This is a genomic window from Pseudoalteromonas sp. SG44-5 (genome assembly GCF_014164175.1).
Lineage (GTDB): Bacteria > Pseudomonadota > Gammaproteobacteria > Enterobacterales > Alteromonadaceae > Pseudoalteromonas > Pseudoalteromonas nigrifaciens.
In genome coordinates, this window is sequence record NZ_JACJES010000003.1 from 89661 (window position 1) to 113697 (window position 24037).

Here is a 24037-nt window from a genome sequence, read left to right on the forward strand (position 1 = left end):
GTTAATAGCACTGCCGTACGACAATACGTATACTATTAGCAGTGATGGTTAGTAGAGTAAGTAATGTTCAAAAAGTTTTTTAGATATTTAATTTTAGGTTTAGGGCTGTATGCGCTAATAGCCACGTTAGTGATCGTTTTTTATAAAGATGATCCACAAGCTATGATTTGGCAAGACAGAGAAGCCTATAATAAACGCTATATCGAAAAGCTAAAAATAGAAGACACTGCAACCCTCAATAGTGTACTCGAATATTTAGGTAGCCCAGATCTTACCTTTGCTAAGCGTGATGAGGACCAAGTATGGCAAATTGTTTTTTATCGTACCCAGCATAAAACATCTGACGGCATTACTACTATAGATGAATGTACCGGCTTATTATTTAAAAACGGGCAGCTCATTTTATGGGGTCCCAGTGCTTACGATCAATATCTAAAACCAGGTTAGGGAAACGGCATAATGGATGAGCCTGTATCAATAAAGCTAAAAAGGTTGCTTGAGCATACGCAGCTATTTTTAGCTTCATACAATAATAAAAAACAATGGCCTACCTTTTATCCGCTAGTGTGCAAACTTGCAGAGCAATACCGAACCCTTTATAAGCAAAATCCGAGTGCTCTACAAGCGCAACTTATGCTTTATAAAACTCAGTACGACTTTGCTACCAACCTTGTAATTAACCAATGTATTTTAACAACCGCACTGTGCGTAAGCCAAAATTACGATGACGAACTAAGTGAGTTGTATATTAGTGCGTCATTAATTGAGCACTTGTGCGTAGGCGCTCAACTTAATAAACTGTCCAAACAAATAGCGTTTACCAGTACCGAAAGCCAAATATGGCAATTACGCCACAAACTTGCAGCGCGCGTATTACTAACCGCAAAGCAACCTGCTCATAGTATTACTCAAGTATTAGCTAAACTGAGTAAATATAAACACGCTTTAGTAAGCACCCCTAAAATAATGTTATACGATGGCGGCACAATAATTGTGGCGTTAGCTAATATTTTGGCAGTTAACCTCACGTGTAATGCAGCAAATCAGCAAATAAATTTTTATAAAGCGATAGGCGACTTATATTTGCGAACCCCAAATTTATTTGCTCAGCGGCTCTTAAAATCATTAATTGCGCATATTGGTCCTTTGCTCCCCGGGAGCCGAGTTTTATATGCCGAACAAGCAATGATTTATTTAGCAACCGACGCCGAGCAGCGCCACATACTTATTAAAAGCTTAAAGAACAAAATAGTTTGGTACAGGGTAAAAGCAACGCTTAACGATAACGCAGTACAATGGCTATGCGCTGATAAACGTATACTTTATAAAGTGTGGGATACTGAATATGTAAATATAAAAGCCGCAACTCCCAGTACCCAAAACACATTATATGATCTAATTGGGCTTATTAAACTGCAACAAGAGTATAGCTTTAACAATATAAATACTTTATTAGCCCCACACCCTAATGTTATTAAAAGCTTATGCCAAGCAGTTAAACCGTATAACAAAGAGCATCAAGCCGCTAAAAATTTAACGCATAGTTTGTCTATGGTTGGCTACAATAATGCCCCAGCTATTATACAGCGCGTGGTGTTTGAGCAACTAGTTTTTGCTATTCCGCATCCTTTACATGCTTTTTTAGTTAATCGACTCAAATGTATGGTCGATATAATGAGGCTATTGGTCTATAACAATAAGCAATATCAGTTTGAGCATATTTGTTTGCCTTTATATGCTTACGCGCATTACTTATTAATACATTGTAGTACGCAACTTTCAAGAAAGACGCCTATAGCGCACGCCCCCAATAAATCATCCGATACACCTATGTGCGCATTTTTTTGCATAGAAAGCATGGATAGTAAGCATTTAAATCAGCAGTTATCAGCGCTTTTAAGTGATAACCCATGGACCTTTGCATTATTAGATGCCGAACAAGTAGCTAAAAACGAACTCACTGAGCAAAGTAAGTTATGGGTAGCATTTAAAGTCGTGGCGCAAAGCGTGTTTAAGCCAAAAACAGCATTAACACCTTGGCAACAGCAAACACTTAAGCAGCAATTAATAGCCCAGGGCTGGGACAATCAAGCCGATTTTTATGACAAACTTCAAACATTAGCTTTGTTTGATAGTATCTAAGCTACTTATTTTAACTATAAACAGCGGTTATACCCAGTATTAACAGTATAAACTGGCAAAATGACTTAATAATTGGTATAAATGCGCCCTTGAATTCTCAAGCTCGTTCACATAAATTTTCTAACAAGCAGTTGCTCCCTCGGAGCCACAATTTATGTGCAAATCAAACTCTTTAAAGGATAAGTTAATGGCCAAACAAACCATAACAGTGATCAAAGGCGACGGCATCGGCCCTAGCATTATCGACTCAGCACTTGAAATACTAAAAGCCGCAGGATGCGATTTTGATTATGAATTTGTTGATGCTGGCCTAGCTGCACTTGAAAAAACAGGTGAGTTACTTCCGCAAGACACAATCGATACTATCGCTAAAAACAAAATCACCTTAAAAGGTCCTTTAACAACGCCGGTTGGTGAAGGCTTTACTTCTATAAACGTAACACTACGTAAGCAATTTGGTTTGTACGCAAACGTACGTCCTGTTAAATCGTTTGTAGGCACAAAAGCACGTTATGATGATATTGATATCATCACTATTCGTGAAAACACCCAAGGTATGTACTCTGGCGCTGGTCAAATTGTAAGTGAAGATGGTAACGAAGCAGAAGCAAAATCTGTTATTACTCGCGAAGGCGCAGAAAAAATCGTAACGTTTGCTTACGAGCTAGCAGTACGTGAAGGCCGTAAAAAAGTAACAGCGGTACATAAAGCAAATATTTTAAAATCTACATCAGGCCTATTTTTAAAAGTAGCGCGTGAAGTTGCAGAACGTTTCCCAGAAATTGAATCAACCGAAATGATTGTTGATGCAACCTGTATGAAACTAGTAATGACGCCAGAAGAGTTTGACGTAATAGTAACCACAAACTTATTTGGTGATATTTTATCAGACCTATGTGCTGGTTTAGTTGGCGGCTTAGGCATGGCACCAGGTGCTAACATTGGCGAAGATACTGCAATTTTTGAAGCAGTACACGGCAGTGCGCCTGATATTGCAGGTAAAAACCTAGCTAACCCTACTTCTGTAATTTTAGCGTCTATTCAAATGCTTGAGCATTTAAACATGGGCGACACCGCAGAGCGCATTAGAAGTGCAGTTGCTGATGTGATTAAGTCAGGCGATCGTACTACTCGCGATTTAGGCGGCAGCCACGGTACAACAGACTTTACTCAAGCTGTTATCGACCGTTTGTAATATAAAGTACATACATAAGTACTTGTAAGCGTACTGATATAAAAAGCCAGCAATTGCTGGCTTTTTAATATTCAAAATTGCAAACCTGCATAAAACCTCCCTCCACTCACTTTAAAACCTCAAAAAACAACTAACTCCAGCACAAAAATAGCATGATGAGAAAAAATAATGCATAAAAGCCATTTCACGGTTGACATACTCCCTCAAAACCCTTAAAAATAACCACATACACAATTTTAGTTTAAAGCAGTATTAACGCTTTGTAATAGAGTAATTAATTATGAATACTATAATTCGCCTATTAGTCGTACTCGTACTGGTCTTAGTTATAAGCCCAGCGGGGATGTATTGAAAGGTGATACTGCTTTTTAAAAACCCCCGCCCCATGCGGGGGTTTTTTTATGCATAAAAATAACGGCAGAGGAATGAGGATGAGCAAACAACAATATAATGGTTCTGAACTAGTTGTTCAGGCATTAAAAGAATTAAAGGTTAAATACATATTTGGCTACCCCGGGGGGTCAGTATTAGATTTATACGATGCGCTTTTCCAGCAAGACGACATTGAACATATTTTAGTTCGTCATGAGCAAGCCGCCACACATATGGCCGATGGTTATGCGCGTGCTACTGGCGATGTAGGCGTAGTATTGGCAACATCAGGCCCAGGTGCTACAAACTGTATTACCGGCATTGCTACAGCCTATATGGACTCCATTCCAATGGTCGTGCTATCAGGGCAAGTACCTACCAACTTGATTGGTGATGATGCTTTTCAAGAAACCGATATCGTTGGTTGCTCGCGCCCTATAGTAAAGCACAGTTTTAACTGCAGAAGCACAAAAGATATCCCAACTATTTTAGCTAAAGCTTTTTATATTGCCAGCACAGGCCGCCCAGGCCCAGTGGTAGTAGAGCTGCCAAAAGACATGCTAAACCCTGAGATAAAGTTTGATTATGAATTTCCTAAATCTACCGATTTAAGAACTTACAACCCAAACACTAAAGGCCACTCAAAACAAATACGCAAAGCCGTTACCGCCATACTAGAAGCAAAAAAACTGGTAGTGTACTCTGGCGGCGGAATTGTAATTTCAAACACTTCTGAGCAATTAACTCACTTGGTAGAGTCACTAAATGCGCCAATTACCAATACCCTTATGGGGCTAGGTGGCATTTCAGGCGTGCATCCAAACTTTGTAGGCATGCTAGGTATGCATGGCACCCTTGAAGCCAATAAAGCCATGGCTAATGCCGATGTAATATTAGCATTAGGGGCGCGTTTTGATGATCGGGTCACCAATAATGTGCAAAAATTTTGTCCCAACGCCACTATAGTGCATGTAGATGTTGATCCAACGTCTATTTCTAAAACAATTAAAGCTCACATTCCGGTAGTTGGCTGTCTTGCAACCGTACTAGAGCAGCTACAAGCTGGTATTGATAAGAGCCCTATTCAAATTGATCGCAGCGCCCAAGAAGATTGGTGGCGTCAAATTATCAGCTGGCGCGAACAAAAGTGCTTAAGCTATAACACCGATGGCGATGCAATTAAACCGCAAGCCGTAATTGAAGCGGTTTATAAAGCCACCAATGGCGACGCTTATGTAAGCTCCGATGTTGGCCAACATCAAATGTTTGCAGCCCAGTATTACCCGTTTAAACATCCGCGTCAGTGGATCAACTCAGGCGGCCTTGGCACTATGGGCTTTGGCTTACCTGCAGCCATGGGTGTAAAACTTGCTTTTCCGGATAAAGAATCGGTATGTATTACTGGCGACGGCTCTATTCAAATGAATATTCAAGAGCTAGCTACGTGTTTACAATATAACTTAGCGGTAAAAGTCGTGTCATTAAATAACCGCTCTTTAGGCATGGTACGCCAATGGCAAGATATGGTGTATGGCGGGCGTCATTCATCATCTTACATGGAGTCTTTGCCTGATTTTGTTAAATTAGTAGAAAGCTACGGCCATGTAGGTATTAAAGTAAACACCCTAGATGAGTTACAACCGGCTATCGACAAAGCCATGTCGATTAACGATCGTTTAGTATTTTTAGACATTCTTGTAGACGAAAAAGAACATGTATACCCAATGCAAATTAAGTTTGGTGGCATTGATGAGATGTGGCTACGTAAAGGAGTAAAAGCATAATGCGTCGTATTTTATCTATATTATTAGAAAACGAACCAGGAGCACTGTCGCGTATTGTAGGATTATTTTCGCAGCGTGCTTATAACATCGACAGCCTAACAGTTGGCACAACGGATGATCAGTCTTTATCGCGCATTACTATTACCACTATGGGTGATGACCGTGTAGTAGAGCAAATTACCAAACAGGTAAACAAGCTTGTTGATGTACTAAAAATTATTGATTTAACCGAAATGAGTCATATTGAGCGTGAACTATTATTGGTTAAAGTATTTGCCCAAGACGAAACAACACGCGCAGCGGTTACCCGCGTAGCAGATGTATTCCAAGGGACTATTTTAGATATGGGCCGGCTAAGTTATAGCCTACAGTTAGTGAGTAGCACAGATAAAATTGAATCATTTTTAGATACGCTACGCCACGAAACCGACATTATTGAGGTAGTGCGCTCTGGGGCAGTTGGCATTGGCCGTGGCGATAAAGCCCTAAAAGCCAAATAAATAACTAAAAAGTTAATCCACCTTAATAAAGGTGGATTAACTTTATTACAATTATTAAATGTAATTATAATATTAACAAGGTTGGCAAATATTTTAGGCATAAAAAAAAGGGCTAAAAGGCCCTCTTTTCATTTAATTAGATAAACCTACAATTAAAGGTTTACTTGATCTTTAAGACCTTTACCTGCTTTAAAGCTTGGGATAGTTGCCGCTGCGATTTGGATCTCAGCACCCGTTTGTGGGTTACGGCCAGTACGTGCTGCACGTTCTTTAACTGAAAAAGTACCAAAACCAACTAACGCTACTGAATCACCTTCTTTTAAAGAAGAAGTTACAGCGCCAGTAAACGCGTCAAGAGCGCGTGTAGCAGCGGCTTTAGAGATTTCTGCATCAGTAGCAATTTTTTCAACTAATTGAGCTTTATTCATTATTTGATTCCTATTCGTTATTATTTTGCCTTCGCAAAACCTATCTTTATGCATTTTTGAAGAGTTAGCAACAGCAAATTGCATTTTTTGCTTAAAATCTTATAAAATGCGTAAAATTAAAATAATTATCGGTAAAATACAGCGTGTTGAGTTAACAAAGACTTAATTTAAGTGCAATTTTAACGCAAGTTAAGCCACAAAGTCATAAGCTATATTTTTTCGATAACCAAGGTAACTTCCCCAACTTCGATACCAAACTTAACAATAGACGTACGGTTTATCAAGCGAGTTTGTGTTACCAAGTACATCCAATCATCAAAGTTTACCGTTAAAGTGCTGCCATCGTAAGGCAGTTCAACATCGTAATTCCAATGAAATACACTGCCATCACTTTTCCCTTTAGCTGTGCCTAAAACATCATCTGCAGTGCCGGTTAAACTCTTGTCATCATTGAGTGTTACTTTCCAAATACGTTTTTGAGTTTCACCATCATCATAAATAAAATCTTCTTCTATAACGCCTTGGTTGCCCTCCCAGCTTGCATGCATGTCAACCACGAGCTTGCGGGTTAATTCACCTTTATAGTCTTGTACAACGCCATAGGCTTTTAAATTTCCGCTAAAAAACGTTTTAAAGTCAAATTCTGGAGAGGTGTTATTGTAATGTTCGACATTGGGGGCAGAGCAACTTACCAATAACAGCGCACATATAGCGGCAAAGGTTACTTTTGCATAATTTAAAATCGTCATATTAATTTCCTAATAATTGCTTTCGAAGTGCGGGCTCAGAGGTATTTTCGCTCAGCCAAATCGCCAAAAAGTCAGCGGCAAAGCCAGGCTCATTAATTTCACCAATGTGTTTATCATTATGATAAAAAACACTAAGCCCTTGCTTGTCTGTTACGAGCGTTAACGACTCGCCTTTTTTTATATTTGGCCACATCGCTAATAATTTATCGCTATATTGCGTTGTTAGCTGTTTTTTACCTAAATGTTGCCACTGCTCGTTGGTCGCTTTTACTATGTCTTTAGCAGCAAAGTCACGCAAATAAGTCAGCTTAAATTTAATCGGATTATCGCCTAGCTTATACTCTCCTGTTGTAGTAAATAATGTAGCGTCGTATACATCCCAAAATAAATACTCCATCCGCGCATCCCCTACCTTCGTTAAGCTAATTTGTGCCACAGCAACACAACTCGTTGTGAGTAAACAAATACACAGTACTTTAAATATAGCGTTCATGGTAAATCCCTTCAGGTAAGTGAATAATCATACGGGAGCGGCAAGGGCGAGGATCAGCGAGTAATAAGTAATTTAAGTTTTAAATTAGCTAAAATAATTAAAGTAAATACAGCAGCCCAAAGAGCACCGTATACCAGCCAAAACTCCAATAGTGGCAGGCCTAAATTTAGCACTTCAAAGCGCGCGCCGGCCCAGTAACTTGCAGGGGAAAACACAAGGCAAATAATAAATACTTGCCAAAGTTTTAGTGAGATTAAAAAGCGCATTGAGGTGTTTATGCTAAGCAGTAATGCAAACCACAATAAGGCAAGCCAAACAGGAAATGGGGATACTTTAAACTCTAATAAGCCACTTTTAACGGCAATAAACTCGCTCAATAAAGCCAAGGGCAAAGCCACTAAAACCAGTAATGCGTCGTGCTTCTTTTGTTTTGATAAATAAAACATCAACGCAATAATAGCGCTACTAAACACAACAGAGCTTGATTCAAGCAGTAAGGATAAAAACCACACTGCTTGAAATAACACAAAATTAATAACCGAGTGCAATTTCATCATCAGTACTGATAAAACGTGGTTTACGCGCCATTAAATGCACGGTACTAGTTGCACGTGCTCTAAATGCACCTTCGCAGTAAGCAAAGTAAAATAACCACAAACGATAAAAGCGCTCATCAAATTTAGAGCTGTCTAAGTCTGGCCAGCTTTGTATAAAGCGCGTACGCCAATCGGCAAGTGTACGTGCATAATGGGCACCAATATCGTTTACGGTATGAATAACCATATCGGTATTATTTTTAATTTGTTCACTCATTTCATTTAACGATGGCAAACAACCACCAGGAAAAATATATTGCTGAATAAAATCTGAATTTTTTAAATAATGTTTATAACGCTGATCGCCAATAGTAATCGCCTGAATAAGCATAGCGCCATCATCTTTTAATAACGCACTACATTGAGTAAAAAAACTTGGTAGGTAATCGTGCCCTACCGCTTCAATCATCTCAATTGAAACCAGTTTATCGTATTGCCCTTTAAGTGAACGGTAGTCTAATTTAAGCAAAGTTATTTTATGTTCAAGCCCAAGTTGCTTCACTTTTTGTTCAACATAGTCGTGCTGCTCATCAGATATAGTCGTGGTAGTAACATAGCAGTCGTAATGAGTAGCTGCATAAATTGCGAATGCCCCCCATCCGGTGCCTATCTCTATTACCGAGTCGCCTTTTTGTAGTTCAACTTGTTCACAAATTCGTTGTAACTTATATTGTTGAGCTTGCTCTAAGGTTGCTTCTTTTTCGGGATAGACTGCACACGAATAGAGCATTTCTTTGCTTAAAAACGATTCGTATAAATCATTCCCTAAATCATAATGAGCAATAATATTTTTTTTCGAACCCGATTCTGAGTTTTTGTTTTTTAAGTGATTTAAGCGATTGACAATATTACTGAAAAAAGAAAATTTTTTTTCAAAAGCATCTAATTGATTTTGATTAATTGCAAATATTTCGATCAGCTGAGTTAAGTTATCGCAAGACCATTGTCCTAAAATATAAGACTCGCCTGCGCCCACACTACCCGACAAACAAAATGCTTTGTACATTGCTTTATTATTAACAGTAATCGTTACTTTTGCAGCTGACGATAAATCGCCAAAAGTAATGCGTTCGTTATTATCAACTAACGTTATTTGCCCTGTTTGAATCGATGAAAAGGCTTTAAATACTATTTTTTTATATAAATTAGTAAGCCAGCTTCGATTATTTTGACAACGTAAATGCGTCGCTTTTTCCATAAAATCACCTATATTATTACTCTTAAACAACATAACAACTTGCTTTATGGCTTACCTGAGTGGCCTAAAAAAGGCACTCTTTTAATAAACAACTTTAATGCTTGATAATAAATACCCTTAAAAATTGACCAAGTCATCGCCGGAAAACGTTTAAGCAACCTACTTACTTGTTGCTCAGTTAATTCGTGGCGTTTTAACCTTAGTGTAGCGTCGAATAATACCTGCTCGTCGCGTATATTTTTAATCTGTATTAATGCTTTATCCTGCGTTTGTCGAATATGCCAGTGGTAGTTCATGTCCAAGTCCATAAAAGGTGATACGGAAAAGGTTTTCTTAAAGTTCACTTTTTTTTCTAACGGAACTAAATAATAGTGGCGTTCATTCCAAGGTGTGTTGCTAACCTCTGCGATCATGTAACTAAATTTTGTATCGTTATCGCCAAAAAAATAAAAATTTACTGGGCTAAAGTAAATACCTAAACAGCGTAATTGCCCCAGCATATAAACATGGCTAAAGGTTTGTTTAACACCTAACTTTGCAAGGTGTTTGCGCGCGCGCTCTACTAACGAAAAGGTATTTAATTGCGGGTCTTTATTTAGATAGTCTGCTTGGTTAAATTTAAGAGCTTTAAAACCTGAACTGCCCAATTGGCTATGCACACCGTTTAATTGCTGTGGGTTATTTAAATCAACCCACATCATGTACAAAGGGTAACTAAAGCTATGGCTTTTAACCGCAAAACGGCGATGTTTTACATCGCCTAAATATACAGCGCTAGTCAAATTCAACCCCAAGCTGTTTGGCAACGTCTACGCCACTATGCACCCCATCTTCGTGAAAACCGTTATACCAATACGCACCACAAAAATAGCTATTATTTTTCCCGTCAATGCTATGCTTTTGTTGCTGCGCGGCTATCGATTCTTGGTTAAATACTGGGTGATGGTAAGTAAATTCACGTAATATCTTACTCTTTTCTATTCCTTGTAGATGGTTCAATGTTACACAAAACTGCGTATCTGACTGTAACCCTTGAAGTATATTCATTTGATACGTAACAACAGCCGCTTTATCGGTATTATTATTGAGTAAATAATTCCAACTAGCCCAGGCTGCTTTTCTGTCGGGTAATAAATTAGTATCGGTATGAAGCACCACTGAATTTTCGGTATAAGGAATAGCGCCCAACACTGACTTTTCTTGCTCGCTGGCATCGCCCAATAACGCTAACGCCTGATTTGAATGACAAGCAAATATCACTTTATCAAACTCGCTTTGCTCACCATTAGCAAACACTATGGTTACTTTATCGGCAGCTCTAGTTACTGATTTAATATCTGTATTGAGTTTAATTTTGTCGGCAAAGCCTCTAATTAGCGGGTTAATATATTGACGAGAACCACCGGGTATTACATACCATTGCGGCCTGTTTACTACATCTAATAAGCCATGATTAAAAAAGAATTTAACAAAAAATTCAACGCCTACATTTTGCATTTCTTTAATGCTGGTAGACCAAATAGCAGCGCCCATAGGTAAAATATAATGATATTTAAAAAAGTCGTTAAAATTATGCTCACTTAGTAGCTCACCTAATGAGTGATCGGCTTTATAGCTGCCTTGCTCGTGTATTGTTTTACATAATTTATTAAACCTAACTATGTCGTACAGTAAACGCCAAAACTTTGGTCTAAAAATATTACGACGCTGTGCAAATAAACTCGTAAAAGTATGGCCGTTGTATTCAAAACCTATTGCATCGTTATGCACACTAAAACTCATTTCTGTTTCTTGCTTATCAACGCCAATACGCGCTAATAACTTTTCAAAATAAGGGTAGGTTCTGTTATTAAATACAATAAAACCAGTATCAATAGCGTGTTCAATACCATCAACTTGCACATCAACCGTAGCCGTGTGGCCACCAATGTAATTGTTTTTTTCAAATAGCGTTACATCATAGTGCTTATGCAATAAATGCCCACAGGTTAAACCTGAAACGCCAGTGCCAATTATAGCTATTTTTTTCAACGCGCTAGTCCTTTTGCAATTTTGAGCCACAGCGGCAATGGTAATATGCGCAGTGCTTTTAATATTAGTGTAAAACGATACGGAAAATGCACTTCTTTACGACGCTTGTGTATGCCTTTTATCATGTAGTCTGCCGCTTTTTGCGCTGTAACGGCCATAGGCATAGGAAAGTCATTTTTATTAGTTAGAGGGGTTTTAACAAAACCAGGATGCACTAAGGTTACATCAACGTCATTTAAATCAATTGCTAAGCTTTTAGCCAAGTAGCTTACACCCGCTTTAGAAGCGCCATACGCCTCTGAGCGCGGTAATGCTAAATAGGTTACACTTGAGCTGACTAACACCAGCTGGCCACCACTATTTATTTTAGGTAATAAAGCTTCTAAGCAATACCCCATAGCCAGTAAATTAACGCTAATGACTCGCTCAAATAAGGCGCTGTCAAAATTTCGTGCATCGTCAACGTATTCGCAGTTACCAGCATTGAGTATGACCCGATCAAAATGAGCAAAGCCAATGGTAGCAGATTTTATTTGTTGTAAATTTGTGGCATCAAATTGGCAGGTTTGAATGTTGTTATGCTTAGCAAGCTCAGCTAACTTTTCGCTGTTACGACCGCAAGCAATAACAGTATCGCCTTGCTCGGCATATTTTATTGCTAATTGTTCGCCAATACCTGAGGTAGCACCGGTAATAAGTGTGATCATAATTAGCCCGCCCTTTTATCTATAAGCTTAATAATACGGCCTAATAAAGGAATATGCTTATACAGTAGCTCGCCTACGTTAAAATAGTCGCGGTGCTCAATTATTTTGTCACCGTTAAATGTAAGCTTACTGTGCCCCTGCACAGTAATGGTGTTTCCTGAGGCTAATTTAGGATGCACATAATGCATACTCCAATACACAAAGGCGTTATTGGCAACACTAAATGAGTCGGTTATATCAAACTGGCAATGCGTAACATTGCTATACAAATTAGCAAAGTATTTGCGCAGCTCAACAATGCCATTAATGTTGTGCATTGGGTCGGTAAATTGTATATCGTCGCAGTAAATTTCACTTAATAAATCAAGGTTACTATTATTAAGTTTTTGATATATATCTACAAACTTATCTACTGGTAACTGGTTATCCATATCATACCTTAAATGCTGCTAGGGCACGCTCTCGCGCCGCTTTATGATCAACAATTGCTGGCCAATAACACGAATCACTTTGCCCCAATGAGGCTAAATAGCTATGTGGAAAGTGAATGTGTTTATCTGGCACGTTTTCAAGCTCTGGTATGTATTTACGAATAAATTCGCCGTTTGGATCAAAGCGTTCACTTTGTCTTATAGGATTAAAAACTCTAAAGTAAGGCTGTGCATCACACCCCGTACTTGCCGCCCACTGCCAACCACCATTATTAGAGGCCAAATCGCCATCTATAAGGTGTTGCATAAAAAAACGCTCGCCTTTGCGCCAATCTATAAGTAGGTGTTTAGTTAAAAAGCTAGCAACCACCATGCGTAAACGGTTATGCATCCACCCGGTTTGCAAGAGTTGCCTCATCGCAGCGTCAACAAGCGGGTAACCTGTGCGGCCTTCGCACCATGCTTTAAATTCGTCATCGCTGCTACGCCAAACTACCGCGTTATACTTTTCGTTAAAATTATCGCCACGCGAAAGCTTTGGAAATTGCGCAATTAAATGCCGATAAAATTCACGCCAAATAAGCTCATTAACCCAAGTAAAGGTTTTGCTTTTTGAAGTGCTTAAAATATCCGGGTAGCGCTGCTGTATATTTATTAATAATTGCTTAGTACTAATAATACCTAGCGCTAAATAAGGGCTAAGGCCTGAGGTGCCTTTAATACTGGGAATATCACGGTGATCGTCGTAACTTGTTAGTTTATCGCAAATAAAGTTATCGACCACAGTGGCCAATGTTTTATCATCAACGGGCCATTTTTCAGAGCTGCTATCGCCTTTGAGTAAATTTGTTTCGTTTTTGCTTAACTGCGCACCGCCGCTAACGTGCTCTACAGACCACTGCGGCAAAGAAAAATGCACCTCAATGTACTGTTTTAACCAAGCGCGCTTAAATGGCGTAAATACTTTGTACATTTCGTTGCTTTGGTTTTTAACGCTGCCTACCGGGGCAATTAAATCGCCTTCGTACAAGGTAAACGTAATAGAAAGCTCATCGCACTTTGCTAAAATGGCTTTATCGCGGTTTACTTCGTTTAGTTCATACTCGGTATTGGCAATTACATGCTTAACATTATTAGCCTTACAAAAATCAATGAGTTGAGTTTCGCAATCAGCAAAGTCTGGCGCATCAATAATGTGTAAGGTAATGCCGTGATCAGCAAGTTGCTGGTGCAGGTAAGTAATGCGACGTTTAAGTAAGTCAATTTGTATTGGCGCTGCTTGATGCTGCTGCCATTGTTTTTCGCAGATAAAAAAAATAGCGTGGTTAGCGCCATTATTAAGCGCTTGAATTAGCGCCTCATTAGAAAAAAGGCGCAAATCGCGCCTAAACCAAAATAATGTGTTCATTAAATACCGTAGCGTAGTTTTAATTCATTAGGATAAGGATTAAAAAATACTTGTTTTTCAAGATACTCGTTTGGGTGCACCTTTAAATGATGCTTTAGCAAAGTAAGTGGCACGTAAAGAGGCACTAAACCATCGCTGTATTCATCAATTGCTTCTCGCATTTCTTGTTTTTCGACTGACGATAAATCTTTTTTAAAGTAGCCCTGTAAATGCATTAAGGTATTACAATTATTTTTGCGTGAGGCTGGCTTTTTAAGTCCATTCATCAAACCTAAAATGTACTTATCAGCAAGCTCGGTTACGTCATCACCTAAAAACGTGCCTAACAAATGACCTAGATCGCGGTAAGCTTGGTAATTATGCGCCATTAACAAGTATTTATATTGCGCATGAAACTGGGTTAAGCGATGAACGTTCAGTGGCTGCTGTATTAATTTTTGCCAATTTTTAAACGTATACACTCGCATTACAAAGTTTTCACGCAAGTGCATGTCGTTTAAACGGCCATTTTCTTCGCACGGTAATAATGGATTGTGCTTCATTATTTGCTCTGCAAAAAAGCCAACACCTTCTGATGTGTTACCAGTTCCCGCTTCATTGTATATTTTAATGCGCTCCATGCCACAGCTTGGGCTTTTAGCACAAAACACAAAGCCGCTTAACTCTTTCGCTTGTTCGGTAGCTACTTTAATACCGTAAGCAGTAAGTTGTGGTCCAACGTCGCCAGAACCATCAGGGCGACACACTTTTATTGTATCGCCTACTCGTACTTGGCGAATAGTTGGCCTTGGAATAGGTAAACCTACCGCAACCTCTGGGCAAAAGCGCGTATATTCAACATGCTTTGCAAACTCATCCATACAAAAGTTTGAGCGTTTATGGCCTGTGTCAAAACGCACTTTTTCGCCTGCTAGGCATGCACTAATGCCTATTTTAATTGTATCAGCTTGCATAATATCCCTAATAAACTGTATATATTAGTAAATTAAATTACCAATTGGGTTAAGTAACTTACTCAGCCCTTTATTAAAATGTAGCGCACTACTGACTACTGTAAAGCATAAACAACCTTCTTTTGTTACCGGTGTGTGCAGATGGCTGCCATCTTGCCAAATAAAATCACCCGGTACGTAGCTACCCTCTTCGTCGCTAAACTCGCCGTTTAGTAACAAAGTAATCTCAAATCCGGTATGAGTATGCTCTGGTATTTCTCCACCCGCAGCAATGTGCAATAAGCTGGTACGTAATGGGCCATCATCTAGGGCAACGCGCGAGCGGGCTAGTTTGCCAACTTGAGTAAATTTGCTGTGCGAAATACGTGTTAAAGCACGCGGCAGTTGATAGTTTTGCTGGTTTATTTCAACAGCAATTGGTTCAACTTCGTATACTTCATCAATACTGGTATCGCTGGTTATTAAATCAAATAAGCTTGAGCTTTCTTGCTCAAAATAACCACTAGTATCATCCTTAGCCTCTGAAGGTAATGCATCGTTAAACACTTCAGCTGCATTATCAGCTTCAAGCTTTGTTACTTTTTCTTGGCATACTGGGCACATATCTACGTGTATAGACACAGCTAAACTTAACGATGCGCTAAGTGATGCACTGCAATATTGTGTCAGTAAAGTATCACTCGGGTGATGTTTAATCATGCTGATCTCCCATTTCATTACGTAATTTTTGCAAGGCTAAACGTAACCGTGATTTTACCGTGCCTACTGGAATATTAAGTTGTTGTGCAAGTTGTTCTTGCGACATATCTTGAAAATAAACACCTCTTACTACTTCCCGCTGAGCTACTGGTAGCTTTTCAAGGTAGCGTTTAATTTGTTTATCTTCTAAATGATCTGTGTATTCGTGATGCGTATTTTGCGATTCGTTCAATAACGGCCAAATATCTTCGCTGATGTTTTCTTCTTTATTGCTTTTCATTTTGCGCAGCATATCAAACGAAGCATTTCGCATTACCGTGTAAACCCAAGTAGTCGCAGCCCCTTTGTCACTATTGTACAAATGTGCTTTACGCCAAACCGATGTTAGTGTTTCTTGCACTAACTCCATTGCTTGAGCTTCAATACCAAATTGCTTGATACCAAAACGTTTAATTTTTGGCGAAAAATATTCAAATAAATAAGCAAATGCTTTTTTATCGCGGCTTTGTGCAACATCAATTAATGCTTGCATCAATTCCTTACTTGGCGTTTCTGGCATGGCAGTGTACTTACCTGTATTAGGTTCACAACGTAATGATTGTTGTTGACTTACCATAGTAATTTATCCCGTTATTGCTTTAGTACATGTAAATACGGGCAATAATTAAATAAGGATCAAATTAAATTAGGCAAATTCGTTATTAATCACAGTATGGAGGAAACTTAGTAAGTTATCAAAGTTAGTTTCAAACGCAAGTTGCTGTTTTTTCTCAATAGATATAGGTAACAGCTCAAGCCATCGAGCAGCAACCCAAGTAAGCTTGTCAAAATAGGTTTGTTTATATAATGAACTAAGCTCTGGGTTATTAGTGAACACTTCACGCAGCGTATCTTGTAGGCGTTTATGCTCGCCAATATTATTGTTTGCCTCTGTGTACCAATAAGGCGTATTACAGTTCGACACTAAACCGTAGCGCAGTTCTTGCTCGTCTTGAAACACATCGTTTATTTGCACACTTTGAGTAGCACATACATCTATAAGTAGCATGCCATTATCATCTTGATCAAAGTCAATAATGTTCATTAGGCAACCTTGGGCGCTGATATTAAATGGCGTGTCGTGCTCAAAACTACAAAGCACAAATCCAATGTTTTCTTTTAATGCGCTTTTAACCATATTTAAATAGCGAGGTTCAAATATGCGCAAACGCGTATAACCGTCAGGGAGGATAAATAAGGGTAATGGAAAAATCGCACGTTTCATAAAGTCTACTTGTTTAAAACATTCTGCCTTCATTTACGTGCGCTTTAACTAAGTCGATCAGCTTTTATTAAACCAATGTTAAATATTAAACCACGCTCCCATACTTTTAAGTAATTGCACCGAATAATAAGCGCTGATCATACTTACAACCGGCGCCAGCATTAAAGCAAATAATCCAAATTCACTGCTCATAGGGTTATTCCTTATAATTGACGTATATTATTGCACTGGTTTAACGGTATTTTCGGTTTTAATTTCAGCTTGAATATCGGTAATTAATGGCTCACTTAACCAGCTATTAAGCATAGTTTCGGTATTAAAAGTAAGCGTGTCTTTTATTGAGTTTTCAAGCTCTATGGTGGTTTGCGATATATAGCTGGTAATTGTTTGTGTGAGCATATCAGTTACATCAAGGTCAACTTCGGTTGCGTTTGCTTGCAACGAACCTAATACTAATAAACTTGCCATAGCGATTTTAATTGAATGTTTCATAATGGATTTCCTTGTTTGTGTATTGTTTCGACTCAATTACATATTCAAGGGATGTGCCACACTAAATTAAAAATATAACCCATTGTTTATAAAATACATTTAAATAGTAGTAGCCGAAAATGAAATTCAGCGTTGGTTAATATAACTAATTAATTTAACTTTTCAGCTAAATTTTAGTTAATATAACACGCTGTATTTATGCGCCAATACCGCTGTTTATTTAACCGCCTTTCTACCTAACCTGTAAGCATCTACTATGCTCAAAAACCAAATAGCCAACATTAAGTAAATATACTGGTATTGCCCTAATGCTGCACAGTGCGGTGATGGGTGCTTTACTGCAGCCAAAATATCATCAAAGCTAGCACCGCCCCTTGTGTTTACTATGCCATTAGCTATGCATTGCGCCATTGCATACACCTCTTGTAAAGTTAACAGTAGTAAAACCGAAAATACTCCCGCAAAAATAGCGCCTATTAAATGCTTTTTTAACGCAAAGTGCCCAGCACCTGGGTAAATTAAAGCGCTAAGTAATGCTGCTTTAAAGCTTTTTTGCATAATTTTCCTTTAAGTAACAGTTGAGTGTTCAGTCTATTTTGTAGTAAAACATATTGAATTAATGAGCCTTTAAAGCAAGCGAAAGTTTGCCCTTATGTTTGCTTATAATAATTGAAAGATTCAGCGTACACACGTACACTGAAAACAATTAAAAGTGGTAGGATCAGTTATGTCATCGAATGCGCCCTATTCGCGTAAAGAAGAACAGCTCAATGTAATTAGCCATGCAATAGGTGTGTTATTTGCTTTCTGGGTAATGTGGGATCTGTTTAATCAATCAAGTAGCACTAAAGGCTATATAAGTGCAACGATTTATAGCGCCAGCATCTTTATTTTGTTTTTATCATCTACTTTATATCACGCCAGTGTACAACCTAGGCTCAGGGCATTTTATAAAAAGTGCGACCACTGCGCTATTTATATTCTTATTGCCGGTACTTACACTCCCTTTTTACACCTGTCGTTAACGGGTGTTTGGTCTTGGGCAACCCTCACCTTTATTTGGTCGGTGGCACTTGCTGGCGTAGCGTATAAAGTTTTAGTTCACAATGGTAATAAAAAAGTCTCCCTTGCCACCTACTTACTTATGGGATGGTTTGCACTCGCCATTATTTATCCGCTTTACTTAGTTATTAATGTAAACGCATTATATTGGCTACTCGCCGGCGGCATTTTTTACAGCCTAGGCACAGTATTTTACAGCGCCAAAAACACCCAATTTAGCCACGCCATTTGGCACTTATTTGTTATTGCCGGCTGCGTTTGTCACTATGTAGGTATTAGTCGTTATGTGTATTGAAAGGAAAGCGTCCTCTGATAAAGCCGATAAAATCGTGAATAAGGTTTATTTTATTTATTAAATTGATGCTTAGTTTAGCCAATTATTTAAGCCAATCTATAATGCAAAACGCCTAGATTAATTGATGCTGCCTTTTTTCGTTGGGTTCACTGCGCCTAAACCAACCTACGTAATTTCATATTAAAGCTATTGTTGTGGGGGAGTGTTCAGCAATAATAAATTTTAAATACGCTACACTGTTTATTAATTCTACCTCTCCTAATTATGGTAAGGAAACCACACCATGGCGTTTGAATACTTTCATTTTATGAGTTTAATTGGGGTGGCCTTTTTTGCTATATCGGGCACTTTATTAGGCCACGAAAAAAACATTGGAGGTTTTGGTGTTGTAGTTGTAGGCTCAGTTACTGCGCTTGGCGGCGGTACACTGCGTGATATATTATTAAATCAGCCAGTGTTTTGGATTGCAGAGCCCGATTATTTATACGCCACCTATGGCGCAATATTTATTGCGGTGGTGTTTATTCGCCATTTACCGCACGTATCTAATTATTACATGCTGCTAGTTGATGTATTAGGCATGGCTATATTTAACATTGTCGGCATTGAAAAGTCGTTAATTGAAGGCACTACCATGATAGTTGCCATTACCATGGGTATGACTACCGGTATATTTGGCGGGCTAATGCGCGATGTAATTTGCAGAGAAATTCCGCTAGTAATGCGCGAAGAGCTGTATTCTACTGCGTGTCTGTCGGGCGGTTTAACTTATGCAGCGTTGTTTTTACTCGGAGTGTCTTATATATGGTGTATTTTAGGCTCCTTGTTTATTACCGTATTTTTACGTTTGGGCGCGCTGCATTGGGGTTGGCAGCCAAACATATTTAGAAAAAGAACAGTTAAAAATAAATAACGCTAAAAATTAACCGCTTTGTGTTTCGCTTTAGCGGCAGCTTATGCTCTACCTGCCGCTAAAATAAAATCAACGTGAAATATATAACATGAACTCTGATTAAGAGATTTTCAGTGAAAACAAGGCGAATTAACGCACCAATAGCTAGCCTATTGCAAGTAATTTTAACGTAGTTAGCGCCGAAAATAGCTGCTTGAGATAGATTTGTTATCCATAGTTCAAGTTATGCTGGGTATTTTAATTGTACTGCCTACTTTAACGGGCTTGGGTAGTTGGCAAAATTGCTGCTCTATTACCTTTAAACGCTCTAGCACCTCACTTGGAAATGGAGATACTCGCCTGGTTGCTAAATCAATATGCAAATCTAAGTGCTCGCCCGCAGCGGCGCGATACCCTTTATTGGTGCAATATATTTCATGAAATGTATGAATACGTTTTTCATCAACGTACAACAGCCAAGACACAACCTCAATTTCATCGCCTTCGCACAACTCCCTTTCAAAAATACAATGGCTCTCTACTAATGCTTTGCTGCAGTTATTTGCATAACGGTATCGCTCACCTAAATCCAGATGTTCGGTAAAATCTATATGCGCATCGTAAATAACTAAACCATAATATTTTGTATTCATATGGCCGTTAAAATCAACCCACTGGGTGGGCACTGTGGCTGAATATTTTTTAAATGGGTAGAGCGACATTTTACTTCCTTTTAGGGTAACGATAAGGCTTAAGTTGCTATTGCTGTATTAACCAAACACTGAAAACTGGCTGTGTAATTACATTAAATAGCCGTCCTGTTGGTTGTTATTCGTTAGCGGAAAATTGATTTATATTAAATATTGAGCAGCACCAATTTCAGCATTTAATACTGTAAACCAAGCTAAATCACATAACATCCTCCATTTGTGTTAACATTATTTTCTTATGTGGGCGTTTTTGCTTACATTATTCTTTACTGATGATCGTATCAGCTATTTTTTGCTACTAGTTTTATTAAGCTATTTTATAAAGTTTTTAGTAGCCCTCTAATTATTTACGTGCGTTTTTAACTGCGTAAAATAAATAATAACCGTCACCTTATTACCTCTATTGTAATGACGAGTGACGCGGCGAAGGAGTCAAAATGTTTCAGTTTAGTACCAGCACTATACTGCTGGTTTTATTTGCTTTTTATGGTTTAACCTTTTTATTCACGCTAAGTATTGGCAAAAAACAAGAAAATGCCGATGGCTATATGGTTTCCAACGGATCCGTTGGATTTAGCATGTCTGCAGCGAGTATGACAGCCACATGGATATGGGCAGCATCGTTTTATGCTGCTGCAAGCTCGGGGTACAAATATGGTTTATCGGGGGCAATCCATTACGGTTTTTGGGGCGCACTGATGATTTTATTTATTTACCCCTTTGGTAAGCGCTTTAGAGAGCTTGCGCCAAATGCGCGTACCTTAGCCGAAATTATGCATGCGCGGCATGGCAGTGCTAGCCAAATGATTTTAGCCTCCTCAAACATAGTCGGCAGTATAATTAGTTTAATGGTTAACTTTACTGCAGCCGGTGCGCTGGTAGATATTTTATCACCACTGAACTTTACCGAAGGGGTATTAATTGCAGGCTCTGGCGTGCTTATATACACTTTTTGGTCGGGGTTTCGCTCCTCGGTTTTTACCGATTTTGGCCAGTTAATGGCTATGATGCTCGCCGCTGTGGTTATTATTCCTATGCTATTTTTTGAGCTCGACGGCCCCGACTTATTTACTCAAGGCATGAGTAATTTAACAATAGAACAAGCTGACTTTTTCTCTACTACTGCCATTTTAGAGCAAGGCGCGCCTTTTTTTGTTGCAGTTCTTGCATACGCTATTGGTAATCAAACTATTGCCCAACGCTTATTTGCTGTACGCGAAGACTTAATAAAACCGAGCTTTATTACCGCAACCATAGGTTATGGCTCTATTGTTATAGGCTTAGGTATGCTGGGTTTACTGGCGTTACTAGCCGGCGTGCAACCTATAGACGGTGATTTAAATAACCTCATTCCACAGATGGCCGCCACCTACCTGTCACCTGTAATGGTATTAGTATTATTTGTGATGATTATTGGCTCGCTTTCATCCACCGCCGATTCTGACTTGTCAGCCTTATCGGCAATTATAATGACCGACGTATACGGTAAACATTTAAGTAAAAACAACCCTAATCCTAAAAAAATGCTTTGGGTTGGCCGCTTTACCATGGTTGTTGCCACCATGTTAGGCGTTATATTTGCAAGCCTTAAACTCGATATTCTCTCAATGCTAATTTTTGTTGGCGCACTGTGGGGCGCAATTGTGTTTCCGGTTATTTCTAGCTTATATTGGAATAAGGTGACAAATCTGGCGTTTACTGCCGCGGTAACCGGCGCGTTTTTACTCTTTATTATCGCACGCTTTGAGTGGCTGGAATTAACTGGCGCTGTCGCGTTGTTTTTTGAAGTAATAGCAAGCGTAGGCGGCGGTGTTGTTATTGGCTTAATGTGTTTTGGCTTTTTTGGCCGCACTGCGGGGTTAATTTTGGGCGCAATAACAGCCGTAATACTACTGTTTTTTACTTTAGGTTTTTTACGCGACTATATTGTATTGCTAAGCTCACTGACCGCTTACGGTGCCAGCGCTATTATTTGTGTAGTGCTTACCTTAACCAGCAACAAAAGCACGTTTGATTTTGCTTTAATTAAGCAACGTGTTGTTGAATTTAGTGACAATAAATAAGGAAAAATTATGTCTACAACATTACTTACTATTTATGTATTAATTTGGCCTGTGATTGCCTTTGGTGTATTTGTTATTTTACTTTGCTCACTTATTAAAGATCTTAAAAATGCGAAACAAAAAGGCAAAAACTTAGTGTAAAGCATGCACTTTACACGCAAACTAGGGCAAGCATTTAACTTGCCCTTTTTTATTGCGTTAAGCACTTAGTTATAAACACTTTAACGCTAGCACTATTTTAACAGCGCACTCATTAAGTAAGTGGCTAAGTAAACAGCAGGCAGATTAAACTTGTTATATTACTGCCATTGGTACACACGCATATTCACTCGCTCATTTTTAAATGCAATGCCTTCTAATAACAGTTTTTGTCGTTGCTCTTGATATTTATTACTGCCTATAGGAAACGATATTTTACCTTGGCTGTTTACTACTCTATGCCAAGGAATTGTTGAGTCGTTGGGCATTAGCTTTAATAACCGCCCCACTAAACGCGCATTTTGCGGATACCCCGCAATAGCGGCTACTTGCCCATAACTTGCAACTTGCCCTTTAGGAATACTACCAATAACGGTATAAATAAGCGTTTCTTTATCAATTTCCATGTTTTTTCAAATACGCCTGGCTAAGTTGAGTAAACTGCTGCCAAATAGTACGTGCTACTGGCCCATGATGGCTAGAGTGCTGCCTAAAAACGCGAATTTGCGTACTAAATTCATGCTCGCGATCAGTTATGCTGACTTTTTGTAATAACCCCGATTTAATTTCTTCAGCGCAATGCTCTAAGCTGATCATAGCCCAACCAGCGCCCGATAGTAAAAACGATTTTAAGCTCGATATATCGTCAATTTTCATCATTGCTGGGCCTTTAGAATAAGACAACCTATCACTGTCTATACTCAGGCCGCTTTCAAACATGGCTAAACACGGGTACGACTGTAATTCACTGTAGCTAAGTGTGTTGGGTATAATATTTTTTGCGCTAACAATACCAATGTCGAGCTTGCCTATGGGCAAGCTTTCTAAATCGCCGGTAGCATGAAACAAGTCAAACCAAGGGCCTATGCCAAGCTCTGCTTGGCCATTATTAACTTGCTCCAACGAAATAAAGCGTTTACCACTGGTTAAACTAAACTCAGTGCTATTAAATACTCTAAAAGTATTACTTATGATCTCATTGTAGCTTTGCACATGGCATATTTGTTCATAACAAATTCTAAATTGCGCTTCATTGCCCAGTGCTAGCTCTTTTGCAAGTTGTGCAAGCTCTTCGTTGTTATTGAGTAGTTGCTTAGCTTGGCGGTGAAAAATCCGCCCTTTTTCGGTTAATTGTAAACGGTATTGCGAACGGTCGAGTAGCGCAAAGCCTATTTTTGCCTCTAAACTTTTAATTGCTAACGTAAGCGCTGGCTGCGTTTTGTGTAGTTTAAGTGCCGCTGCACTTAAGCTTGCGCTTTGTACAATGGCGTCTAATATTTGTAGCTGGTTGAGTTTCATAGCACTGCCAATAACAACATAAGTAAAACTTATTGAGTTTTTAAAATTTAATGAATTTTATTTTATATGTTTGCGG

The 24037-nt window shown here is 38.8% G+C and carries 28 protein-coding genes; 9 read left to right on the plus strand and 19 right to left on the minus strand.

What is annotated here, in order from left to right; genetic code table 11:
• Positions 1-63 precede the first annotated feature (63 nt).
• The 5 genes from H5079_RS05030 (at position 64) to ilvN (ending at position 5993) form a co-directional block, all read left to right on the plus strand.
• Positions 64-447, plus strand: a complete 384-nt coding sequence (locus H5079_RS05030) for a DUF3192 domain-containing protein (protein WP_011330091.1) — start codon at positions 64-66, stop codon at positions 445-447.
• Positions 448-459: 12 nt separating this feature from the next.
• Positions 460-2142 (plus strand): hypothetical protein, encoded by a 1683-nt coding sequence (locus H5079_RS05035; RefSeq protein WP_182683604.1) that lies wholly within the window; start codon positions 460-462, stop codon positions 2140-2142.
• Positions 2143-2329: 187 nt separating this feature from the next.
• Complete coding sequence (locus H5079_RS05040) at positions 2330-3337, plus strand: isocitrate dehydrogenase (protein ID WP_011330089.1); 1008 nt, start codon at positions 2330-2332, stop codon at positions 3335-3337.
• Positions 3338-3768: 431 nt separating this feature from the next.
• Positions 3769-5493, plus strand: coding sequence for an acetolactate synthase 3 large subunit (locus tag H5079_RS05045; protein ID WP_182683605.1), 1725 nt, complete (start codon positions 3769-3771; stop codon positions 5491-5493).
• Positions 5493-5993, plus strand: a complete 501-nt coding sequence (ilvN, locus tag H5079_RS05050) for an acetolactate synthase small subunit (RefSeq protein ID WP_011330087.1) — start codon at positions 5493-5495, stop codon at positions 5991-5993. The genes H5079_RS05045 and ilvN overlap by 1 nt, the downstream gene beginning before the upstream one ends.
• A gap of 152 nt (positions 5994-6145) precedes the next feature.
• On the opposite strand, the gene H5079_RS05055 is transcribed toward ilvN, so the two are convergent.
• From H5079_RS05055 to H5079_RS05130, 16 genes are all read right to left on the minus strand, one after another.
• Entirely contained in the window at positions 6146-6421 is a 276-nt protein-coding gene (locus tag H5079_RS05055; RefSeq protein ID WP_008166804.1) for an HU family DNA-binding protein, read from the minus strand.
• Positions 6422-6630: 209 nt separating this feature from the next.
• Positions 6631-7170, minus strand: a complete 540-nt coding sequence (locus H5079_RS05060) for a DUF3833 domain-containing protein (protein WP_011330086.1) — start codon at positions 7168-7170, stop codon at positions 6631-6633.
• 1 nt (position 7171) lies between these two features.
• Entirely contained in the window at positions 7172-7663 is a 492-nt protein-coding gene (locus tag H5079_RS05065) for a chalcone isomerase family protein (protein WP_041454935.1), read from the minus strand.
• Positions 7664-7716: 53 nt separating this feature from the next.
• Positions 7717-8217 carry a DUF2878 domain-containing protein gene (locus tag H5079_RS05070; RefSeq protein WP_011330084.1) on the minus strand — a complete coding sequence of 167 codons (501 nt, stop codon included), beginning with the start codon at positions 8215-8217 and terminating at the stop codon, positions 7717-7719.
• Positions 8195-9457 carry a cyclopropane-fatty-acyl-phospholipid synthase family protein gene (locus H5079_RS05075; RefSeq protein WP_089369335.1) on the minus strand — a complete coding sequence of 421 codons (1263 nt, stop codon included), beginning with the start codon at positions 9455-9457 and terminating at the stop codon, positions 8195-8197. The genes H5079_RS05070 and H5079_RS05075 overlap by 23 nt, the downstream gene beginning before the upstream one ends.
• Before the next feature lie 44 nt (positions 9458-9501).
• Positions 9502-10239 carry a DUF1365 domain-containing protein gene (locus tag H5079_RS05080; RefSeq protein WP_011330082.1) on the minus strand — a complete coding sequence of 246 codons (738 nt, stop codon included), beginning with the start codon at positions 10237-10239 and terminating at the stop codon, positions 9502-9504.
• Positions 10232-11488 carry an NAD(P)/FAD-dependent oxidoreductase gene (locus H5079_RS05085; protein WP_182683606.1) on the minus strand — a complete coding sequence of 419 codons (1257 nt, stop codon included), beginning with the start codon at positions 11486-11488 and terminating at the stop codon, positions 10232-10234. The genes H5079_RS05080 and H5079_RS05085 overlap by 8 nt, the downstream gene beginning before the upstream one ends.
• Positions 11485-12195: an SDR family NAD(P)-dependent oxidoreductase gene (locus H5079_RS05090; protein WP_011330080.1), complete on the minus strand. Its 711-nt coding sequence runs from the start codon at positions 12193-12195 to the stop codon at positions 11485-11487. The genes H5079_RS05085 and H5079_RS05090 overlap by 4 nt, the downstream gene beginning before the upstream one ends.
• 2 nt (positions 12196-12197) lie before the next feature.
• Positions 12198-12626: a nuclear transport factor 2 family protein gene (locus tag H5079_RS05095; RefSeq protein ID WP_011330079.1), complete on the minus strand. Its 429-nt coding sequence runs from the start codon at positions 12624-12626 to the stop codon at positions 12198-12200.
• Between the two features lies 1 nt (position 12627).
• On the minus strand, positions 12628-14034 hold the full coding sequence (phrB, locus tag H5079_RS05100; protein ID WP_182683607.1) for a deoxyribodipyrimidine photo-lyase: 1407 nt from the start codon (positions 14032-14034) through the stop codon (positions 12628-12630).
• On the minus strand, positions 14034-14987 hold the full coding sequence (locus tag H5079_RS05105; RefSeq protein WP_011330077.1) for a DUF523 and DUF1722 domain-containing protein: 954 nt from the start codon (positions 14985-14987) through the stop codon (positions 14034-14036). Before H5079_RS05105 ends, phrB begins: the two co-directional genes overlap by 1 nt.
• A 24-nt stretch (positions 14988-15011) precedes the next feature.
• The gene (locus H5079_RS05110) at positions 15012-15686 is read right to left on the minus strand and encodes a ChrR family anti-sigma-E factor (RefSeq protein ID WP_011330076.1); all 675 of its coding nucleotides are present in this window, start codon (positions 15684-15686) and stop codon (positions 15012-15014) included.
• Complete coding sequence (locus H5079_RS05115) at positions 15679-16302, minus strand: sigma-70 family RNA polymerase sigma factor (RefSeq protein ID WP_011330075.1); 624 nt, start codon at positions 16300-16302, stop codon at positions 15679-15681. The genes H5079_RS05110 and H5079_RS05115 overlap by 8 nt, the downstream gene beginning before the upstream one ends.
• A gap of 69 nt (positions 16303-16371) precedes the next feature.
• On the minus strand, positions 16372-16950 hold the full coding sequence (locus tag H5079_RS05120) for an LON peptidase substrate-binding domain-containing protein (protein ID WP_179806884.1): 579 nt from the start codon (positions 16948-16950) through the stop codon (positions 16372-16374).
• A 219-nt stretch (positions 16951-17169) separates the two neighbouring features.
• The gene (locus H5079_RS05125) at positions 17170-17442 is read right to left on the minus strand and encodes a hypothetical protein (RefSeq protein WP_011330073.1); all 273 of its coding nucleotides are present in this window, start codon (positions 17440-17442) and stop codon (positions 17170-17172) included.
• A gap of 216 nt (positions 17443-17658) precedes the next feature.
• Complete coding sequence (locus H5079_RS05130; protein WP_182683608.1) at positions 17659-18000, minus strand: hypothetical protein; 342 nt, start codon at positions 17998-18000, stop codon at positions 17659-17661.
• Positions 18001-18169: 169 nt separating this feature from the next.
• Between H5079_RS05130 and H5079_RS05135 the strand changes: the two genes are divergently transcribed.
• Together H5079_RS05135 and H5079_RS05140 are read left to right on the plus strand one after the other, a co-directional pair.
• A complete protein-coding gene (locus tag H5079_RS05135; RefSeq protein ID WP_182683609.1) occupies positions 18170-18799 on the plus strand; it encodes a hemolysin III family protein in 630 nt (209 codons plus the stop codon).
• A 283-nt stretch (positions 18800-19082) separates the two neighbouring features.
• Positions 19083-19712, plus strand: coding sequence for a trimeric intracellular cation channel family protein (locus tag H5079_RS05140; protein WP_011330070.1), 630 nt, complete (start codon positions 19083-19085; stop codon positions 19710-19712).
• Between the two features lie 218 nt (positions 19713-19930).
• Here the strand turns inward: H5079_RS05140 and H5079_RS05145 are convergent, their stop codons facing one another.
• Entirely contained in the window at positions 19931-20413 is a 483-nt protein-coding gene (locus tag H5079_RS05145; protein ID WP_011330069.1) for a thioesterase family protein, read from the minus strand.
• Between the two features lie 425 nt (positions 20414-20838).
• On the opposite strand from H5079_RS05145, the gene H5079_RS05150 reads away from it, so the two are divergent.
• Positions 20839-22464, plus strand: coding sequence for a sodium:solute symporter family transporter (locus tag H5079_RS05150; protein ID WP_182683610.1), 1626 nt, complete (start codon positions 20839-20841; stop codon positions 22462-22464).
• Positions 22465-22473: 9 nt separating this feature from the next.
• Positions 22474-22605 (plus strand): putative transporter small subunit, encoded by a 132-nt coding sequence (locus H5079_RS18335; protein ID WP_011330067.1) that lies wholly within the window; start codon positions 22474-22476, stop codon positions 22603-22605.
• 158 nt (positions 22606-22763) lie between these two features.
• On the opposite strand, the gene H5079_RS05155 is transcribed toward H5079_RS18335, so the two are convergent.
• The gene (locus H5079_RS05155) at positions 22764-23069 is read right to left on the minus strand and encodes an MGMT family protein (RefSeq protein ID WP_011330066.1); all 306 of its coding nucleotides are present in this window, start codon (positions 23067-23069) and stop codon (positions 22764-22766) included.
• Positions 23059-23961: a LysR family transcriptional regulator gene (locus H5079_RS05160; protein ID WP_182683611.1), complete on the minus strand. Its 903-nt coding sequence runs from the start codon at positions 23959-23961 to the stop codon at positions 23059-23061. Before H5079_RS05160 ends, H5079_RS05155 begins: the two co-directional genes overlap by 11 nt.
• Positions 23962-24037 lie beyond the last annotated feature (76 nt).

Coding starts and splice junctions, on each gene's coding strand:
- H5079_RS05125 (WP_011330073.1), bottom strand. CDS start 17,442: ATGAAACATTCAATTAAAATCGCTATGGCAAGTTTATTAGTATTAGGT.
- H5079_RS05090 (WP_011330080.1), bottom strand. CDS start 12,195: ATGATCACACTTATTACCGGTGCTACCTCAGGTATTGGCGAACAATTA.
- H5079_RS18335 (WP_011330067.1), top strand. CDS start 22,474: ATGTCTACAACATTACTTACTATTTATGTATTAATTTGGCCTGTGATT.
- H5079_RS05030 (WP_011330091.1), top strand. CDS start 64: ATGTTCAAAAAGTTTTTTAGATATTTAATTTTAGGTTTAGGGCTGTAT.
- H5079_RS05075 (WP_089369335.1), bottom strand. CDS start 9,457: ATGGAAAAAGCGACGCATTTACGTTGTCAAAATAATCGAAGCTGGCTT.
- H5079_RS05140 (WP_011330070.1), top strand. CDS start 19,083: ATGGCGTTTGAATACTTTCATTTTATGAGTTTAATTGGGGTGGCCTTT.
- H5079_RS05055 (WP_008166804.1), bottom strand. CDS start 6,421: ATGAATAAAGCTCAATTAGTTGAAAAAATTGCTACTGATGCAGAAATC.
- H5079_RS05160 (WP_182683611.1), bottom strand. CDS start 23,961: ATGAAACTCAACCAGCTACAAATATTAGACGCCATTGTACAAAGCGCA.
- H5079_RS05120 (WP_179806884.1), bottom strand. CDS start 16,950: ATGAAACGTGCGATTTTTCCATTACCCTTATTTATCCTCCCTGACGGT.
- H5079_RS05145 (WP_011330069.1), bottom strand. CDS start 20,413: ATGTCGCTCTACCCATTTAAAAAATATTCAGCCACAGTGCCCACCCAG.
- H5079_RS05135 (WP_182683609.1), top strand. CDS start 18,170: ATGTCATCGAATGCGCCCTATTCGCGTAAAGAAGAACAGCTCAATGTA.
- ilvN (WP_011330087.1), top strand. CDS start 5,493: ATGCGTCGTATTTTATCTATATTATTAGAAAACGAACCAGGAGCACTG.
- H5079_RS05095 (WP_011330079.1), bottom strand. CDS start 12,626: ATGGATAACCAGTTACCAGTAGATAAGTTTGTAGATATATATCAAAAA.
- H5079_RS05150 (WP_182683610.1), top strand. CDS start 20,839: ATGTTTCAGTTTAGTACCAGCACTATACTGCTGGTTTTATTTGCTTTT.
- H5079_RS05110 (WP_011330076.1), bottom strand. CDS start 15,686: ATGATTAAACATCACCCGAGTGATACTTTACTGACACAATATTGCAGT.
- H5079_RS05105 (WP_011330077.1), bottom strand. CDS start 14,987: ATGCAAGCTGATACAATTAAAATAGGCATTAGTGCATGCCTAGCAGGC.
- H5079_RS05060 (WP_011330086.1), bottom strand. CDS start 7,170: ATGACGATTTTAAATTATGCAAAAGTAACCTTTGCCGCTATATGTGCG.
- H5079_RS05115 (WP_011330075.1), bottom strand. CDS start 16,302: ATGGTAAGTCAACAACAATCATTACGTTGTGAACCTAATACAGGTAAG.
- H5079_RS05065 (WP_041454935.1), bottom strand. CDS start 7,663: ATGAACGCTATATTTAAAGTACTGTGTATTTGTTTACTCACAACGAGT.
- phrB (WP_182683607.1), bottom strand. CDS start 14,034: ATGAACACATTATTTTGGTTTAGGCGCGATTTGCGCCTTTTTTCTAAT.
- H5079_RS05035 (WP_182683604.1), top strand. CDS start 460: ATGGATGAGCCTGTATCAATAAAGCTAAAAAGGTTGCTTGAGCATACG.
- H5079_RS05130 (WP_182683608.1), bottom strand. CDS start 18,000: ATGCAAAAAAGCTTTAAAGCAGCATTACTTAGCGCTTTAATTTACCCA.
- H5079_RS05040 (WP_011330089.1), top strand. CDS start 2,330: ATGGCCAAACAAACCATAACAGTGATCAAAGGCGACGGCATCGGCCCT.
- H5079_RS05155 (WP_011330066.1), bottom strand. CDS start 23,069: ATGGAAATTGATAAAGAAACGCTTATTTATACCGTTATTGGTAGTATT.
- H5079_RS05045 (WP_182683605.1), top strand. CDS start 3,769: ATGAGCAAACAACAATATAATGGTTCTGAACTAGTTGTTCAGGCATTA.
- H5079_RS05070 (WP_011330084.1), bottom strand. CDS start 8,217: ATGAAATTGCACTCGGTTATTAATTTTGTGTTATTTCAAGCAGTGTGG.